The organism is Alishewanella longhuensis (assembly GCF_014653435.1).
In the GTDB taxonomy this organism is placed as follows: domain Bacteria; phylum Pseudomonadota; class Gammaproteobacteria; order Enterobacterales; family Alteromonadaceae; genus Alishewanella; species Alishewanella longhuensis.
Genome location: NZ_BNAO01000004.1, coordinates 23,094 through 39,563 on the forward strand (window position 1 = coordinate 23,094; position 16,470 = coordinate 39,563).

At 46.6% G+C, this 16,470-nt stretch carries 16 protein-coding genes; 13 read left to right on the forward strand and 3 right to left on the reverse strand.

The window, feature by feature from the left end:
• The first annotated feature begins 23 nt into the window (after nucleotides 1-23).
• The 3 genes from pssA (at nucleotide 24) to IE163_RS09165 (ending at nucleotide 3,339) form a co-directional block, all read left to right on the forward strand.
• The gene (gene pssA, locus IE163_RS09155) at nucleotides 24-848 is read left to right on the forward strand and encodes a CDP-diacylglycerol--serine O-phosphatidyltransferase (protein WP_189432472.1); all 825 of its coding nucleotides are present in this window, start codon (nucleotides 24-26) and stop codon (nucleotides 846-848) included.
• A gap of 113 nt (nucleotides 849-961) precedes the next feature.
• Nucleotides 962-2,563, forward strand: a complete 1,602-nt coding sequence (gshA, locus tag IE163_RS09160; RefSeq protein WP_189432473.1) for a glutamate--cysteine ligase — start codon at nucleotides 962-964, stop codon at nucleotides 2,561-2,563.
• A 137-nt stretch (nucleotides 2,564-2,700) separates the two neighbouring features.
• Nucleotides 2,701-3,339 carry a transglycosylase SLT domain-containing protein gene (locus tag IE163_RS09165; protein WP_189432475.1) on the forward strand — a complete coding sequence of 213 codons (639 nt, stop codon included), beginning with the start codon at nucleotides 2,701-2,703 and terminating at the stop codon, nucleotides 3,337-3,339.
• A 45-nt stretch (nucleotides 3,340-3,384) separates the two neighbouring features.
• Here the strand turns inward: IE163_RS09165 and IE163_RS09170 are convergent, their stop codons facing one another.
• Nucleotides 3,385-4,644 carry an HlyC/CorC family transporter gene (locus IE163_RS09170; protein WP_189432477.1) on the reverse strand — a complete coding sequence of 420 codons (1,260 nt, stop codon included), beginning with the start codon at nucleotides 4,642-4,644 and terminating at the stop codon, nucleotides 3,385-3,387.
• Between the two features lie 37 nt (nucleotides 4,645-4,681).
• Complete coding sequence (locus tag IE163_RS09175; protein WP_189432479.1) at nucleotides 4,682-5,473, reverse strand: cytochrome C assembly family protein; 792 nt, start codon at nucleotides 5,471-5,473, stop codon at nucleotides 4,682-4,684.
• 165 nt (nucleotides 5,474-5,638) lie between these two features.
• Between IE163_RS09175 and ffh the strand changes: the two genes are divergently transcribed.
• The 8 genes from ffh (at nucleotide 5,639) to tyrA (ending at nucleotide 12,332) form a co-directional block, all read left to right on the forward strand.
• Nucleotides 5,639-7,006, forward strand: coding sequence for a signal recognition particle protein (ffh, locus tag IE163_RS09180; RefSeq protein ID WP_189432482.1), 1,368 nt, complete (start codon nucleotides 5,639-5,641; stop codon nucleotides 7,004-7,006).
• 180 nt (nucleotides 7,007-7,186) lie between these two features.
• On the forward strand, nucleotides 7,187-7,438 hold the full coding sequence (rpsP, locus tag IE163_RS09185) for a 30S ribosomal protein S16 (RefSeq protein ID WP_189432484.1): 252 nt from the start codon (nucleotides 7,187-7,189) through the stop codon (nucleotides 7,436-7,438).
• Between the two features lie 18 nt (nucleotides 7,439-7,456).
• Nucleotides 7,457-7,993 (forward strand): ribosome maturation factor RimM, encoded by a 537-nt coding sequence (gene rimM, locus IE163_RS09190; protein ID WP_189432993.1) that lies wholly within the window; start codon nucleotides 7,457-7,459, stop codon nucleotides 7,991-7,993.
• Nucleotides 7,993-8,769 (forward strand): tRNA (guanosine(37)-N1)-methyltransferase TrmD, encoded by a 777-nt coding sequence (gene trmD, locus IE163_RS09195; RefSeq protein WP_189432486.1) that lies wholly within the window; start codon nucleotides 7,993-7,995, stop codon nucleotides 8,767-8,769. The genes rimM and trmD overlap by 1 nt, the downstream gene beginning before the upstream one ends.
• A gap of 22 nt (nucleotides 8,770-8,791) precedes the next feature.
• Nucleotides 8,792-9,151, forward strand: a complete 360-nt coding sequence (gene rplS / locus IE163_RS09200) for a 50S ribosomal protein L19 (protein WP_189432488.1) — start codon at nucleotides 8,792-8,794, stop codon at nucleotides 9,149-9,151.
• Nucleotides 9,152-9,188: 37 nt separating this feature from the next.
• Nucleotides 9,189-9,803, forward strand: a complete 615-nt coding sequence (locus IE163_RS09205) for a DNA-J related domain-containing protein (RefSeq protein WP_189432489.1) — start codon at nucleotides 9,189-9,191, stop codon at nucleotides 9,801-9,803.
• 338 nt (nucleotides 9,804-10,141) lie between these two features.
• A complete protein-coding gene (locus tag IE163_RS09210; protein WP_308430899.1) occupies nucleotides 10,142-11,194 on the forward strand; it encodes a 3-deoxy-7-phosphoheptulonate synthase in 1,053 nt (350 codons plus the stop codon).
• A 4-nt stretch (nucleotides 11,195-11,198) separates the two neighbouring features.
• Nucleotides 11,199-12,332, forward strand: coding sequence for a bifunctional chorismate mutase/prephenate dehydrogenase (gene tyrA / locus IE163_RS09215; protein WP_189432494.1), 1,134 nt, complete (start codon nucleotides 11,199-11,201; stop codon nucleotides 12,330-12,332).
• A 44-nt stretch (nucleotides 12,333-12,376) separates the two neighbouring features.
• On the opposite strand, the gene IE163_RS09220 is transcribed toward tyrA, so the two are convergent.
• The gene (locus tag IE163_RS09220; protein WP_189432496.1) at nucleotides 12,377-13,267 is read right to left on the reverse strand and encodes an LOG family protein; all 891 of its coding nucleotides are present in this window, start codon (nucleotides 13,265-13,267) and stop codon (nucleotides 12,377-12,379) included.
• Nucleotides 13,268-13,425: 158 nt separating this feature from the next.
• Here IE163_RS09220 and IE163_RS09225 point away from each other — a divergent pair, with 158 nt between their 5' ends.
• Both IE163_RS09225 and IE163_RS09230 read left to right on the forward strand, forming a co-directional pair.
• Complete coding sequence (locus IE163_RS09225) at nucleotides 13,426-15,030, forward strand: Na/Pi cotransporter family protein (protein ID WP_189432498.1); 1,605 nt, start codon at nucleotides 13,426-13,428, stop codon at nucleotides 15,028-15,030.
• Complete coding sequence (locus tag IE163_RS09230) at nucleotides 15,020-16,426, forward strand: MBL fold metallo-hydrolase RNA specificity domain-containing protein (RefSeq protein WP_189432501.1); 1,407 nt, start codon at nucleotides 15,020-15,022, stop codon at nucleotides 16,424-16,426. Before IE163_RS09225 ends, IE163_RS09230 begins: the two co-directional genes overlap by 11 nt.
• The last annotated feature ends 44 nt before the right edge of the window (nucleotides 16,427-16,470 follow it).

Here is a 16,470-nt window from a genome sequence, read left to right on the forward strand (position 1 = left end):
ACCTTTTTTTCAGAAGTTGCTTTATGACAGAATTAAAAAATAATGACAATGGTCCGCGTAAAGGGATCTATTTGTTACCCAATCTATTAACTACCGCCGGTTTGTTCTCTGGTTTTTTTGCGATTGTCTCATCAATGAACGGCCGCTTTGAAGCCGCGGCTGTAGCCATTTTTATCGCAATGATTTTTGATGGTTTAGACGGCCGGGTCGCGCGTTTAACCAATACCCAAAGTGAGTTTGGTGCCCAGTATGACAGCATGTCGGACTTACTCGCTTTTGGTGTGGCTCCCGCATTAGTAGCTTACAACTGGGCTTTGGCCGACTTAGGCAAATTTGGTTGGTTAGCCGCTTTTATCTACGTAGCTTGTGCTGCACTGCGTTTAGCACGTTTCAACGCTAATTTAGGGGTAACAGATGGCCGCTTCTTCCAGGGGTTAGCTAGTCCGGCCGCAGCTGCTTTAGTTGCAGGTATGGTTTGGAATGGTGCCAGTTACCAGATAGATGGCGACAAATATGGCTACATCGTTGGCTTGATTACTATAGCGGCCGGTTTTTTAATGGTCAGTAATTTCCGCTACAATTCCTTTAAAAATCTTAACTGGCGTGATCGCGTGTCCTTTTTAACCATATTATTAGTGGTGCTGGTTTTCGTGGTTATTGCAGCCAAACCCGCGCAGATGCTATTTATCATCTTCTTGGCTTATGCTTGCTCCGGTCCAATAACGACGTTTAGAAGTGTCAGGAAATTAAAGCTGGAACATGTGGTGGGAGACTCGGATGATGCAGACTTTTTGGATGAACAGACCACAACCCATGAAAAAAAACCTGATATGGATGCTAAGCCGTAATAGGTTCCGACGTTAGTACCTGATTATTGCGAGCCTAAGTTTGCATACCCTTGTTGAAAATTGTGTTTTATCCCCCATTTGATGGGGGATATTTAGTTAATTAAGGAATTACCTTGGCTTCCAGCATTTTGCAACGCCTGACTGCCCTGCAACAAAATGGGCAAACACAATCGATAGTTGGCATTAAACGAGGTATTGAGCGCGAGACGCTAAGGGTAAATGCCGATGGTACGCTAGCGCAAAGTGCCCATCCGCTGGCGCTGGGCTCAGCCTTAACCCATCCTTGGATCACCACTGATTTTTCTGAATCCTTACTTGAATTCATTACACCGGCAAGTGCCGATATTGACACCACACTCAAGCAGCTAGCGGATGTGCACCGTTTTACTAGCAGGCAGCTGGCAGACGAGCGCTTATGGCCTGCTAGTATGCCTTGTTATATTACTGATCAACAGCAAATTCCGTTAGCCTACTACGGCAAATCAAATGTAGGCCGCATGAAAACCCTGTATCGGCAAGGCTTAAAAAACCGCTATGGCAGTATGATGCAAGCAATTAGCGGGGTGCATTTTAATTTTTCATTGCCGCAGAGTTTCTGGCAAACGTATCAGGCACAATTATCAGTGCAGGGCGATTTGCAGGAGTTTATTTCCGATCAGTATTTATCCCTTATCCGCAATTATAAGCGCTATGCCTGGTTAATTGTGTATTTGTTTGGCGCGTCGCCGGCAATGTGCCAGTCTTTCTTGGAAGGACGGCAATCACGCTATGCGTTCCAATCACTGGGTAAAGGCTCGCTCTATTTACCCTATGCTACCTCGTTGCGGATGAGTGATTTAGGCTATACCAACAGTGCGCAGTCTAGCTTGAATATTACCTACAATAACTTACCAGAATATATCGCCGGGTTGCATGCAGCGGTTAGCCAGCCTTCAGCGGAGTATCAAAATATCGGTACCAAGGTTGCTGGGGTTTATCAGCAGCTCAATGCCAATGTGCTGCAAATTGAAAACGAGTTTTATTCTACTATTCGTCCGAAACGCACCACAGAGTCAGGTGAGCGGCCAACGTGTGCGCTGGCCAAGCGCGGTGTGGAATATATTGAAGTCAGAGCTTTGGACGTCAATCCTTTCTCTGCTATCGGCATTACAGCAGAGCAAATGCATTTCCTTGATATCTTCTTGGTGTATTGTTTGCTGGAGCAAAGCCCGGCGCTGTCTGCTGCTGAGCAAAGTATTACTGAGCAGAATCTAAAGAAGGTGGTTACTGATGGTCGCCGAAGTAATTTAGAGTTACTGCAGGATGGACAGCCACGGTTAATGCAAGATTGGGCGGAGCAACTCTTTGCCGATATGATGCCTGTAGCAAACTATCTGGACCAGGCTTATGGTACAGAGCGCTATCAGGGGGCGTTAAAACACTATTATTTATCGCTGTTAGATCCGTCACAAACCCTCTCAGGCAAGGTGCTAAATCATTTAGTGAGCGCGCGCAAAGATAATGGTAGCTATATGCGGGAGCTAGCTGAACAGTACCGGCAGCAATTGTTACAAGAGCCGTATCAGTTTTATACAGAGCAGGATTTTGCTGCGGCGGTGAGCGAATCACTGCAGCGCCAGGCGGAAATAGAAGCCAGTGATACGTTAAGCTTTGATGAGTATATCGAGCAGTATTTTGCTGAAGTTCCGGCCTGTGAGCAAAATGCCAGCGTTTGAACCCGCTTTAGGATAACAACCTATGTTACTAGGGTGGAATTGAAGTAAAAAAAACGGCTACCAGAGGTAGCCGTGAAGGAGAATCCAGGGAAAACAAAAACTTGGTTGAATCCATTCATACTGTTAGAATCACTGTTATGCAGATAGTTCAAAAATCCCCAAAAAAAAATAAATTATTTATTTTAATTGGTATCAGCCTGTTACTCAGTGGCTGTGCTACCCCACCGCCACAAGATACCTCGAATATTTGTGAGATCTTTCGAGAGCACCGCTCCTGGTATCATGCTACAGCCAAAGCCAGTGAAAAGTGGGGCATGCCGATCGCTGTGCCTATTAGCTTTATGTATCAGGAAAGCAGCTTCCGGCATAACGCTAAGCCCCCAATGCGCTATTTTTTAGGCTTTATTCCTTATGGTCGGGGTAGCTCGGCGTACGGCTATTCTCAGGCGCAAACGCCAGCCTGGAATGACTATGTAAAAGATACCAATCGCTATTTTGCCAGTCGCAGTAATTTTGCTGACGCGGTAGATTTTATTGGCTGGTATATCGATAAAACCCATCAGGTGAATAAAATTGCCAAGCATGATGCTTATCGATTGTATTTAAATTATCACGAGGGGTGGGGCGGCTATCGTCGCGGCACTTACCGTAATAAAGGCTGGTTGCAAACGACCGCGCGTAGAGTGAACGATCGTGCCAAGATGTATGAGCAACAGCTAAAAGGCTGTGAGAAGGAGTTTAAGCGAGGCTGGCTGGGGCGTTTATTCTTAGGCTAAGCGGCATAGAGGGAGAGGGCCGCTCAGCCAATACAAAAAAGTGCTTTACCTTTTTAACTGCAAGCGGACGGTTTTTATCATATTATCCTGCACATCGATAATCTCAATTGGATACCCCGCGAGTTTAACACTGAGACTACCTTGTGGGATCTCTTCTAAGTATTCCAGTAATAGACCGTTAAGTGTTTTAGGGCCATCAGTTGGAAATTCTAACTGCATTTGCCGGTTCAGATCGCGTAAATTGATACTGCCATCGATCAGATAAGAGCCATCTGGTTGCTGGACTATTTCTTCATGGCTATCTTCAATCACATCAGTAGTAAATTCGCCTACCACTTCTTCCAAAATATCTTCTAAAGTCACTAAGCCCTGAATATCACCGTACTCATCAACAACTAAACCAATCCGCTCTTTGGTGCTTTGAAATTTTAATAGCTGAGTGTTTAAGGCTGTACCCTCAGGAATATAGTAAATTTCGTGTACAGAACGCAGTAGGGTTGCTTTACTAAACTGTTCTTTTAATAACAGCCGAACTAAATCTCTTGGGTGAATAAAGCCTAAAGCATCGTCGATGCTGTCACGATAAAGCAACACCCGGCTGTGCTGAGCGTTAGCTAGCTGGCGCACGATGTCTTTCCATTCATCGTTGATATCGATGCCCACAATCTCGTTGCGAGGGGTCATAATATCTTCTACGGTAACATTTTCCAGGTCTAATACACCAAACAACATGCTCTGGTGCTGCTCTGGGATTAACGCGCCTGCTTCATGCACTACAGTGCGCAACTCTTCGGCGCTTAAACTATTACCGCGATGCTTTTCTGGGCTTACTCCTAGCAAGGCTAATAACCCGTTTGTTACTTTGTTCAGCAAATAAACAAAAGGGTAAAAAATCTTAAGTAAAATCTTTAGTATCACGGATGCTGGAAAGGCCACTCGTTCGGGGTAGAGTGCGGCTAAAGTTTTTGGAGTTACTTCTGCGAAAATAAGTACCACTAAGGTCAGTGCTATTGGCGCTATAGCTAAACCCAAATCGCCATAGAGTCGTTGACCAATTAAAGTGGTTACCGTAGCCGCGGCAATATTAACCAAATTATTGCCGATGAGAATTAAACCTATTAGGCGGTCGGGCCGCTTTAAGAGTGCGCTGACTCGTTTAGCCCCCTTATTGTTCTCATTTTCCAGGTGCTTTAAACGATAAGGATTTACCGACATCATGCCGGTTTCTGAACCGGAGAAAAAAGCGGAGAGTACAAGTAACACACCTAGAATAATAAAAAGTGTGCTAGTAGAAATAGCGTCCAAGAATCAGTTACCTATGTTGCCAAACATAAAGAAGTTTTTAGAAACGTCCTAACAAGACCTCTTTGACAAAACGACTGCCAAAATAAGCCAAGGTTAGCAATAATGTTCCTGTTAAGGTCAGCGAAATTGCTGTTTTACCACGCCAGCCTAGACGGGCATGCCCCCAACACAATACCACAAATATCCCAAGGGCTAATGAACTTAACAGACTTTTGTGTTCTAGCCAATTAGTTGTAAACGGAATTCCACTTAACAGTGCAATACTCAGCATCAGGGTGCCAGCAGCTAACAAACGAAACTGTAACTTTTCTGCCTGCATCAATGGCGGTAAAAAGCGGCTAACCCCAGAGAAGTCCTTATGCTTTAATTTATAGCTTATATAAGCTACTTGAATTGAATAAAGTGTCGCCATTAATAAGATAACGTAAGCACTAAAGGCCAGAGCAATATGAGCAATCAACCCCGGGCTGTGTTCTAAATGTTGTATTTGTGCCGAGTTTGGTAGTAATAAAGTGGCCAGCAACAACAGCGCGGCAAAGCCATAGACCAGAGGTAGCAACAAAATAGCTGGGGTGCGCAATGAGACAAGGGTAATTGATAGGGTAATTAGCCAGCAGACCAGAGAGCTGACATTTTGCAAACTAAAGTTCTGTCCATCGACGGTAAAGATAGCGCCCGCTACTGACAACATATGCAACACCACGGCGGCTGTCGCTGCGGTAAACACCAACTTGAAGTTTGGCCCCGCCGGGTGAAATAAGCGCAGCACTATCGCGAAAGTCGCGACCAGATAAGCAAGCAGCGCCAGCGCAGGAAACAACGTAGGCATTCTTAACACTCCATTGATGCAATAAGTTTGCTATTGTATACCCAAACAACTTCAAGATGCGAGCTTCAGCGTTGCCAGGCACTTGCGATGCAAACACCTTAAGTGGCTGACGAAAGAGTGGTAAAAGGTTATAATCGGGGCAATTTATGGATACGGGTAACTGTTATGTTTGAAAACCTGTCAGATCGTTTAAGCCGTACGCTAAAAAATATCAGCGGTCGTGGCCGTCTTACCGAAGACAATATTAAAGAAACCTTGCGCGAAGTACGGATGGCGCTGCTAGAAGCTGATGTTGCCTTGCCCGTGGTACGTGACTTTATCAATCAGATAAAAGAGCGTTCTGTTGGCTTGGAGGTCAGCAAGAGTTTAACGCCTGGGCAAGAGTTCCTAAAAATTGTTCGCAAAGCGCTGGAAGAGGCGATGGGCGAAGCGAATCAGGAGTTGGCATTAAACACCCAGCCACCTGCAGTTATCTTAATGGCCGGTTTACAGGGGGCTGGTAAAACGACCTCTGTTGGTAAACTGGCTAAATTTTTAACAGAACGCAAAAAGAAAAAAGTATTGGTAGTGTCCGCTGACGTTTACCGCCCCGCAGCGATAAAGCAGCTTGAAACCCTGGCAAAAGATATTGGTGTCGAGTTTTTCCCAAGCGATATTTCGCAGGCACCGGTCGCTATTGTCAATGCCGCCATCACCCATGCCAAAACTCGCATGTTTGACGTGCTTTTGGTCGATACCGCAGGCCGCCTGCATGTTGACAGTGAGATGATGGATGAAATCAAAGCGCTGCACGCTGCGGTAAATCCCATCGAGACCTTATTCGTCGTTGATGCTATGACAGGCCAGGATGCGGCGAACACGGCTAAAGCCTTCAACGAAGCCTTGCCGCTTACCGGTGTGATTCTGACCAAGGCCGATGGTGACGCTCGCGGTGGTGCAGCATTATCTATCCGCCATATTACGGGTAAACCTATTAAGTTTATCGGTACCGGTGAAAAAACCGATGCCTTAGAACCCTTCCATCCAGACCGGATTGCTTCGCGCATTTTGGGTATGGGGGATGTGCTTAGCCTGATTGAAGAGCTTGAGCAAAAGGTCGATAAAGAAAAAACCGCGAAAATGGCGCAAAAGATGATGAAAGGCAAAGGCTTTTCATTAGAAGATTTTCGCGATCAGCTAGTGCAGATGCGCAGCATGGGCGGCATGATGTCGTTAATGGATAAGCTGCCAGGGATGAAGAACCTGCCAGCAGGCGCCGCCAGCCAGTTAGACGAAAAGCAATTTGTGAAAATGGAGGCTATTATTAACTCCATGACGCCAAAGGAGCGCGAGTTTCCCGATTTGCTGAAGGGTTCACGTAAAAAACGTATTGCAGCAGGCTCTGGTACAGAAGTACAAGATATTAATAAGCTGCTGAAGCAGTTTACCCAAATGCAGAAGATGATGAAGCAAATGTCGGGTAAAGGCGGTTTGATGAAGATGATGCGTGGCATGGGCGGTAAGTTACCGCCAGGTTTGCTGCCACCCCGTTAAACACTGTGGCAAATAGGGCAAGCCGCCATGGTTTGTCAGCAGCACGTTTTGGCGTTACGGGTTGCTAAGCCGCGAAATGCCTTGCATTCGTGGTAAAAATCCGTACAATGCAGCAGCCTCCAGCCCGTCTGGGGGCTTTGTTATTTTTTAAAACCTGAACGATTAAAATTAGAGGACGGTATGGTAACTATTCGTTTACAACGTGGTGGCGCGAAAAAGCGTCCATTTTACCAAGTTGTGGTAGCGGACAGCCGTTTTGCTCGTGATGGCCGTTTTATTGAGCGTGTGGGTTTCTTTAACCCAATCGCCAGCGGTACTGAAGAGAAACTGCGTCTGGACCTGGATCGCGTTGAACACTGGGTAGCACAAGGTGCTGCATTAAGTGATCGCGTAGCCAATCTGGTAAAAAATGCTAAGAAAGCAGCTGCTTAATTAGCGAAGCGTGTGGAGTTGTCACTGTTGAGTGAAAAAGATTTTATTGTGCTCGGTAAGTTTGGTGCTGTTTACGGTATCAATGGCTGGCTAAAAATTAACTCCTACACGGATATCCCGGAAGGGATTTTTGATTACACACCCTGGCAAGTTAAATTTCAGGGTAATTGGCAGCCAATGCAAGTCAGTAGCTGGAAACGGCATAGTAATAGCTTAATTGCGAAACTTACTGGCGTTAATGATCGTGATTTAGCGCAGCAATATGTCAATGCTGATATCGCTGTACCGGCCACTGCCTTACCGGCATTGGACGAGGGCGATTTCTACTGGAAAGATCTGATGGGTCTGACAGTAGTAACCGAGCAGGGCTATAATCTGGGCGAAGTGACGGATTTGATGGAAACCGGCTCTAACGATGTGTTAGTGGTGAAAGCCAACCGGACCGATGCATTTGGCAAGAGTGAGCGGTTAATTCCTTATCTTAACGATACTGTTGTCAAACAGGTGGATTTAGCAGCAAAGCAAATCTTAGTAGATTGGGACCCCGCGTTTTAATGCAGGAACAGCAAAGGTGGGTGGGCGTTGTCTCACTGTTTCCGGAAATGTTTCAGGCAATAACGCAATACGGTGTCACGGGTCGTGCTGTAAAGCAAGGTTTGATACAGCTACAGTGTTGGAATCCGCGGGATTATACTTCGGATAAGCACCGTACTGTAGATGATCGGCCTTATGGTGGTGGCCCTGGTATGCTAATGATGGTTCAGCCTCTGACCGATGCTATTCGCGCAGCAAAACAGGCTGCCGGTGGCAAGGTGCATACGGTTTACTTATCGCCGCAAGGTCGTAAGTTAGACCAGCAAGGGGTCGCTGAACTGGCACAACACTCTAAGCTACTCTTGGTAGCTGGCCGTTACGAAGGAATTGACGAGCGCGTAATCGAAACCGAAATTGATGCTGAATGGTCAATTGGTGATTATGTATTAAGTGGTGGCGAATTGCCGGCGATGGTATTAATTGATGCCGTATCGCGACTGGTACCTGGTGTACTGGGGCATGATTTATCCGCAGAGCAGGATTCGTTTGCAACTGGTTTGTTGGATTGCCCACACTATACGCGCCCTGAGGTGTTAGCAGACAAACAGGTACCGGCAGTATTACTGAGCGGGCACCATGAAGAAATTAGACGCTGGCGTCTGAAGCAGGCTCTTGGTAGAACCTGGTTAAGACGACCGGATATGTTAAATTCCCTGGCTCTGACTAAGGAGCAGCGCACATTACTGGCCGAATTCCAACAGGAATACCAGGCGTTGCAGCTACAACAAGATAGTTAATTCCAGGTAAAGTGAGATTGTTATGAGCAAAGTTAGCCAAAACATCATCAAACAACTTGAACAGGAACAAATGAAGCAAGACGTTCCTGCATTCGCTCCAGGTGATACTGTAGTGGTTCAAGTTAAAGTTAAAGAAGGCGACAAAAGCCGTCTGCAGGCCTACGAAGGCGTAGTTATCGCTAAGCGTAACCGTGGTCTGCACTCAGCCTTCACCGTCCGCAAAATCTCTAATGGCGAAGGTGTTGAGCGTGTATTCCAGACGCACAGCCCAATGATTGACAGTATTACTGTTAAGCGCCGTGGTGCGGTTCGCCGTGCTAAGCTTTACTACTTACGCGATCGTTCAGGTAAATCAGCGCGTATCCGCGAAAAGCTTAACTAAGCACTGTGAGGCCGGCAACTTTGCCGGCCTTGTTTTTATGCAAGAAAGTTTAACCACTGCTCCTCCTCTCAACACCCAAGCGCTTGAACAGCTGGAACTACAGCTGGAAACACTGCTGTTACGCCGTTATGGCGAGATCACAGAGCAACAACTGCTAAGTCTGTTACAAATAAAACCTCTCAGTGGCTTTACTGACAGTCAGCTCGCGTTATTTCAGCTGCATTTTGTGTTGTATCATTTGTTGTATCGTATTGCGGAGCGCTGGATGCAAACCGAAACAGCCTATTTGGAAATCGGCTTAGCTCGGGTAAAGATTGCCCCCTGGCAAAATACTGTGCCGCAGCTGACCGACAGCAAAGGCGCTTATTACGCAGATTGGCGTAACTACTGGCGGATGACGCCGCTAGCACTGAGTGAACGTTTAACGCAGTTCTGGCAATTTTATCAAAAGCGTTATGGCAGCGTCAGTGCAATTAGCTTATCTGACGATGAAGCACTCTGTTTGTTACAGCTTGATTGGCCTTGTTCTTTAGTGGAACTTAAAAAAGCTTTTCGAAAGCAATCCTTAAAACATCATCCCGACCGTGGCGGCGATAAACAAAACTTTGTTCGCTTGTCACTTGCCTATAAAAAAGTATTACAACGTTTCTAACCCCCATTAGTTGCTACTGGCAAAACGGCGTATTTGTCGCACTGCCCAATTTTTGATGCTACTTTTTGTTGCTGACAGTGAGGCTATCAGGCCTATGCTTTTTGGCTCTCCTTAGTTTCGTAATTAAATGTGTACAAAATTAATTTTGATAAAATCCTGAGGAATCCTTTATTTTATTGGCTTACATGGTTGACGTCTTGCCTGTTAATCCTTAGACTGCTGCTAAATGTAATTTAATTAATACGTGCTGTAATTATAAGTGTACACTTGACTTGGCTGTTAAGCCAATTCGGTAAACAGATAGGCACAGCACAGTAACTGGAGTGGGTTAAATGAGTATGATCGTTGATGACTTGCGCATAGTGGCGCAAAAACCTTTAAGTTCACCAGCGGTATTAAAGAAAGTATTGCCGTTGTCAGAGCAGGGATCGGAGTTTGTGGCGAAAGCGCGCTTAGACATTGCGAATATCATTCATGGTATTGATAAGCGTTTATTAGTGGTAACGGGACCCTGCTCTATTCATGATCCGGTAGCGGCTATTGAGTATGCTAAAAAATTAAAAGCATTACAGCTGGCATACAGTGATAGCTTGTACATTGTGATGCGGGTGTACTTTGAAAAGCCGCGTACTACTGTGGGGTGGAAAGGGTTTATTAATGATCCGCATTTAGACGATTCCTTTGATTTGGAAACTGGCTTAACCTGGGGGCGGGAATTGCTGCTGAAAATGGTTGAGCTGGAGCTGCCAGTAGCAACGGAAGCCTTGGATCCGATAAGCCCACAATATATGTCTGATTTAATCAGCTGGGCGGCGATTGGCGCCCGTACCGTTGAATCCCAAACACACCGTGAAATGGCCAGTGGCCTTTCTATGCCGGTAGGTTTTAAAAATGGCACTGATGGTAGTCTGAGCGTAGCGCTTAACGCATTACAATCGGCAGCCAGTGGCCATACGTTTTTTGGTATCAATCAAAAAGGCGAAGTTAGCTTGGTGCAAACTGCTGGTAACCCTGATGGCCACATTATTTTGCGTGGTGGCGTTAAGCCTAATTACGATGCAGGCAGTATCAAAGCGGCGTTAGAGCAACTGGACAAGCTAAAATTACCGCGCGGTATAGTGGTCGATTGTAGCCATGGCAATTCGAGTAAAGATCATAATCGTCAGCCCGCTGTTGCTGAAGACGTTCTGGCGCAGCGTTTAGCAGGTAATGAGGCTATCATCGGTATTATGCTTGAGAGTCACTTAAATGCAGGTAACCAAAAGTTGATTAATGGTAAAGCCGAGCATTATGGCGTCTCGATCACAGATGCTTGCATCGACTGGCAGACTACGGCGACGTTGTTGGCCCGTTTACATCAGCAAATGTTGCCTCTGCAAGCGGTGGCCTAACAAGATGACAGTAGAGAGTGCACAGCAGGCGTTACAGCCTTTACGGGAACAGATTGACGCTATTGACAGCGAACTGGTTAAGCTTTTAGCTGCGCGCGCCAAAGTAACGGCTCAGGTGGGGCAAGTTAAACAACAATTTGCCTTACCCGTCTATGTGCCAGAGCGTGAACAAGCGCTATTGCACGCCAGGCAGCAGCAAGCAGAGCAGGCCGGTGTATCGCCGGCACTGGTAGAGGATATTCTGCGGCGGATTATGCGCGAGTCTTATGCTACCCAGGATAATCATTTTGTTTGTTGTCGCCCGGCGGGCGGTAAAGTGGTCGTGGTGGGTGGCGCAGGTGCCTTAGGCGCACGTTTTGTCAGTTTATTGCAGCGTTCTGGTTATCAGGTGGCTATTCTGGAACAACACGATTGGCCTAATGCCGCTATGCTTTGTCAGGATGCGGTATTGGTATTGCTGGCAGTGCCTATTACCTTAACTGAGCAGGTGATCGCGCAGCTACCCCCGCTGCCCGTGAACTGTGTACTGGCCGATCTTACCAGTATTAAAGCCAGACCGTTACAGGCGATGCTGACAAAACATCCTGGCCCGGTGCTTGGTTTGCATCCGATGTTTGGCCCGGACATCAACAATTTGATTAAACAGGTGGTGGTAGCCTGCCATGGTCGCGGCGAAGGGGACTATCAGTGGCTGTTAAAGCAATTAGTTATTTGGGGCGCAGAAATTACCTTTAAAGGTGCCAATGAACACGATCATGCCATGCAGCTTATTCAGGCAATGCGGCATTTTTCGTCATTGGTGTATGGTGTGCATTTAGCAGAAGAAAAAGCAGATCTGTCGGAGTTACTGGCTCTCAGCTCGCCAATATACCGCCTGGAATTGGCTATGGTGGGCCGTTTGTTTGCGCAAAATGCTGAACTTTATGCTGATATTATGTTGTCATCCGGTGGGGTAGCGGCTTTGCTAGCACGGTATCAGCAGCGTTTCTCACAACTGCTGAGCTTGTTACAAACGCAGGACAAAGCCGGTTTGATGGCAGAGTTCGCTAAAGGCCAGCAATTTTTTGGTGATTTGGCGGGCGAGTTTTTGCAAGAAAGTAAGCAGTTACTACAAAAAGCGGCAGATGGGCGCAGTTAGCGCCCTTCGTTTTTCGTCAATGTTAGGCTGTGGCAGTAAACAATTTAGTTGCTCGTGGCACCTAACTGATAAAAATCATAAATAATCTGCCAGGCTTGTTCCGGTGTATCGACATATTGGATGAGCTCCAGATCCTGTGGGCTGATCAGTCCCTCTTCTGAAAGCATGTCAAAGTTAATCAACTTTTGCCAAAATGCCTTATCGTACAAAATGACCGGTACGCGCTCGGCCTTGCGGGTTTGAATCAGGGTGAGTGTTTCAAAGAGTTCGTCTAGCGTACCAAAGCCGCCGGGGAAGGCTACCAAAGCCCGGGCCCGTTGTAAAAAGTGCATTTTACGAATAGCAAAGTAGTGAAACTGAAAACAAAATTCCGGTGTGATATACGGGTTGGGGTTTTGCTCTTTGGGTAGCACGATATTTAAACCAATGCTCTTACCATTAGCGTCCATGGCGCCGCGATTGGCCGCTTCCATAATGCCTGGACCGCCGCCACTGATAATCATTAAGGCAGATCCCGGATGCTGGCAACTATGCGCTGTGACCAACCGGGCAAAGGTTTGTGATGCAATATAATACTGGCTATTGCGTAAGTCGCGCTGGGCTTTTTGTAAAGCGCTAATTGCATTTGGGTTATCTGGCTCAGCCGCATAATGTTGTTGTACTTGTTCCAGTTGCTGCTCTGCTTGTTCAGGTGATAAAAAGCGAGCGCTACCGAATACCACCACTGTAGCATTAATATTATTTTGTTCCAGTACCAGTTGTGGCTTTAAATATTCCAGTTGCAGACGCACATGTCGTAGCTCATCTTGCATTAGAAAGCCGTTATCAGCAAAAGCCAGTTTATAGGAATCGTGGTCTTGCAGCCGGGTAATGGCCTCCAGAGATTCTTGTGCGGTAGTAAAATGGCGCTTGTAAAGCGTATTACATTCAGACATAAATAAAGCTCCTTGCAGAAAACTTTCTGCGCGGTTATTTGACACAGCGCAGGCAACATATTGTAGAGTTGGGTTATAACAGATATACCCAAAACAGCTCAAGCAACGGATGTCAGTAACTGCAGCGGTTTTGGCTACTGAATAACAAAAGGACAGGTATGTGGTCTGATATTTTAATGGGGTTAGGGGCACTTGGCCTAATTTTGCTTGGCATGGATTGGTTGAGTAAGGGGTTAAAAACTGCAGCTGGCCCGGCACTTATGCAGTTTTTACAACGCTGGACTTCGCGGCCCTGGCAAGGTGTACTTTTTGGCACAGCGGCAACGGTTGCGGTGCAATCCTCCACAGTTTTAACCGTTACTACCATCGGCTTTGTGAATGCCGGCGTATTGTCGCTACAAAACGCGGCCTTTGTGATCTACGGCAGCAACGTCGGTACTTCTTTAACCGGCTGGTTTGTGGCGTTAGTGGGTTTGCAATTTAAAATTGATGCCTTGGCGTTACCCATGATCGGGGTTGGTGCTATTTTAAAATTGTTTGCCAAAAAAAGTCGTGCTCAGGGTATCGGTGAGGCGTTAATTGGCTTTGGCATATTTTTCTTAGGCTTGGCTTATCTAAAAGACAGCTTTGATGCGGTTTTTGTGGATATTGAGTTTGCGGCGTTAAGTCAGTTGGGATTTTGGGGCATTCTGCTTGGCGTCTTGCTGGGTACACTACTCAGTGTGGTGATGCAGGCGTCTATTGCCGTCATCGCGCTGGTCATTACTGCAGTATCAGCTGGTGTACTGCCCCTGCCACTAGCCGCTGCCTTTGTGATTGGGGCTAATCTTGGGACTACCTCTACCGCCATTATCTCCACCTTAGCGGCGACAGCTAAAGCTAAACGTTTAGCCATGCTGCATGTGATCTTTAATATTATTACCGGCGTGGCCGCTATGCTGATTTTAAGCCCATTGTTGTGGCTGATTGGCGTACTACAAGATGCGTTGTTTCAAGATCCCAATCCGGCAATTAGCTTGGCGCTATTTCATACCTTATTCAATTTGTTAGGGGTGATTTTAATGTGGCCGTTAACGGGCCGTTTGGTGCTATTTTTAAATGGTCGTTTTCGATCTCAAACAATTGGTCAGCTGCGTGTCCTGGATGCGTCGAGTTTAAGTATTCCTGCTGTGGCCATTAGAACATTAAGTATCGAAAGTTTGCGGGTTGCCCAGCTGATAAGTGGTCAGGCGTTAGCGCTTAGTCAGGGCAAGGAATTAAATGGCGAAATGCAGGAACATATCCGGCAATTGCAAAACGAAATTAACCATTATTTGTTGCAACTTGGCAAAAATCCGTTAGCAGAACGCGAGGCAAAGGCGTTAAACGAGTTGGTAAAAAACTTACTTCGCTTAGAGATGACGTTGCAATTGTTGCCAGAGCTAGCGGCACAGGTACAGCGTGATCCTCAGGCCTTTGTCCCTGAGCAGGTTTTTTGGCAGCAGTTGGTTGCGGCGCACTGGCCTGCCGATGCGCAAGCGGTACGCAGCAGCTATCGGGAACTCATGCGGCAACGACAGAAGCTTAAAGATCAGCTTTACTTACTGGTCTTAACCGAACGGGTTAGTAACGACTCAGGTGGTGATCAATTACTCCGCTATGCCGAATTACGCCGTTTTAATCAGCAGTTGACTCGCGCTATGTTGGCATTAGCGAATTTACAGGGTCAGTCTGATAACCCAGATACTAAACCCAGCAATGAGGATGTTCAGGATGCCAGTTAATGCCAGTTTAACCTTTATTGGGGCGGCCCAGCAGGTCACCGGTTCTTGCTATTTGTTGCAATTAAACCAGCAACAATTTTTATTAGACTGCGGCATGGTGCAGGGTGCTGATCAGGTACGGGAGTGGCACAAATTCCGTTTCCCTTTTAAACCCAAAGAGATCGATGCTGTGGTGCTATCGCATGCCCATATCGATCATAGTGGTCTACTACCCTTGTTAGTGGCAAAAGGTTTTAAAGGTAAGATCTATTGCACCCCCGGCACCGCCGAGCTGTTACCCGTGTTACTAAAAGACTCAGTAAACTTATATTTAAAAGATTTAGAGTGGCAAAATAAAAAAGCGGCCCGCGCGGGTAAGAAAATACAGGAACCCGTGATGGCAGTAAAAGACGCCGAGCGGGTGTCTGAACTGGTGCAAACGCTGAGTTATAATAAACGCGGTTTTCCACTGCCGGGTGTCGAATTGGAGTTTGCTGACGCTGGCCATATTCTGGGCTCAGCCATAGTGCAGCTTTGGTTAAAAGGTAAGCAGGCTATGCGTAAGCTGGTGTTCTCCGGCGATTTGGGCAATCCTGCTACGGTGTTGCTGCCGGCGGCAACCGAGATCCCACAAGCGGATATCGTCTTGATGGAAAGTACCTATGGTAACCGCGATCATCAGCCCTTAGCCAATACCATTGAAGAATTTGCCACTGCCTTGTCAGAAGCTTATGACGCTGGCGGCAATGTGTTTATTCCGGCTTTTGCCTTAGGTCGCTCACAAGAGATTTTATATTATCTCGCTTTGTTATATCGTCAGGGCCGCTTGAAGCAGCGCTTAGTGTTTCTTGATAGCCCGATGGCGATTAGTATTACCAAAATTTATGACGATTATCTGCACCGGCTGGATCAAGTCGACTTGGATCGCATTGGCTATAAAAAAGGCATGACCTTAGAGCAGTTGCTACCGATGCTAAAATTATCAGAAAGCATTGAAGATTCGATGGCCATTAACCGGGTAACGCACGGTGCCATTATTATTGCCGGCAGCGGTATGTGTAATGGTGGCCGCATAGTGCATCATTTAAAACATAATCTGTGGAAGAACACCAACCATCTTATTTTTGTTGGCTTTCAGGCGCGTGGCACCCTAGGACGGCGGCTGGTGGATGGCGAAAAACGGGTGAAAATGTTTGGTCAGGATATCGTGGTAAAAGCCAGAGTGCACACCATTGGAGGGTTCTCAGCGCATGCCGGGCAGGCAGAGCTATTGCAATGGGCCAAAGCCATTGCCGGTGAACCTGCTTTTTATCTGGTACATGGTGAGCCTGAAGCGCAATTAGTATTACAACAGAAGCTCGCTGAGATAGGAATTACTGCTCAAATCCCGGTGAAAGGTGAGGTGTTAAGGTTTTAACCGCCAGCTAAGATAATAAGCGCCAATCTGACGGATGATTGGCG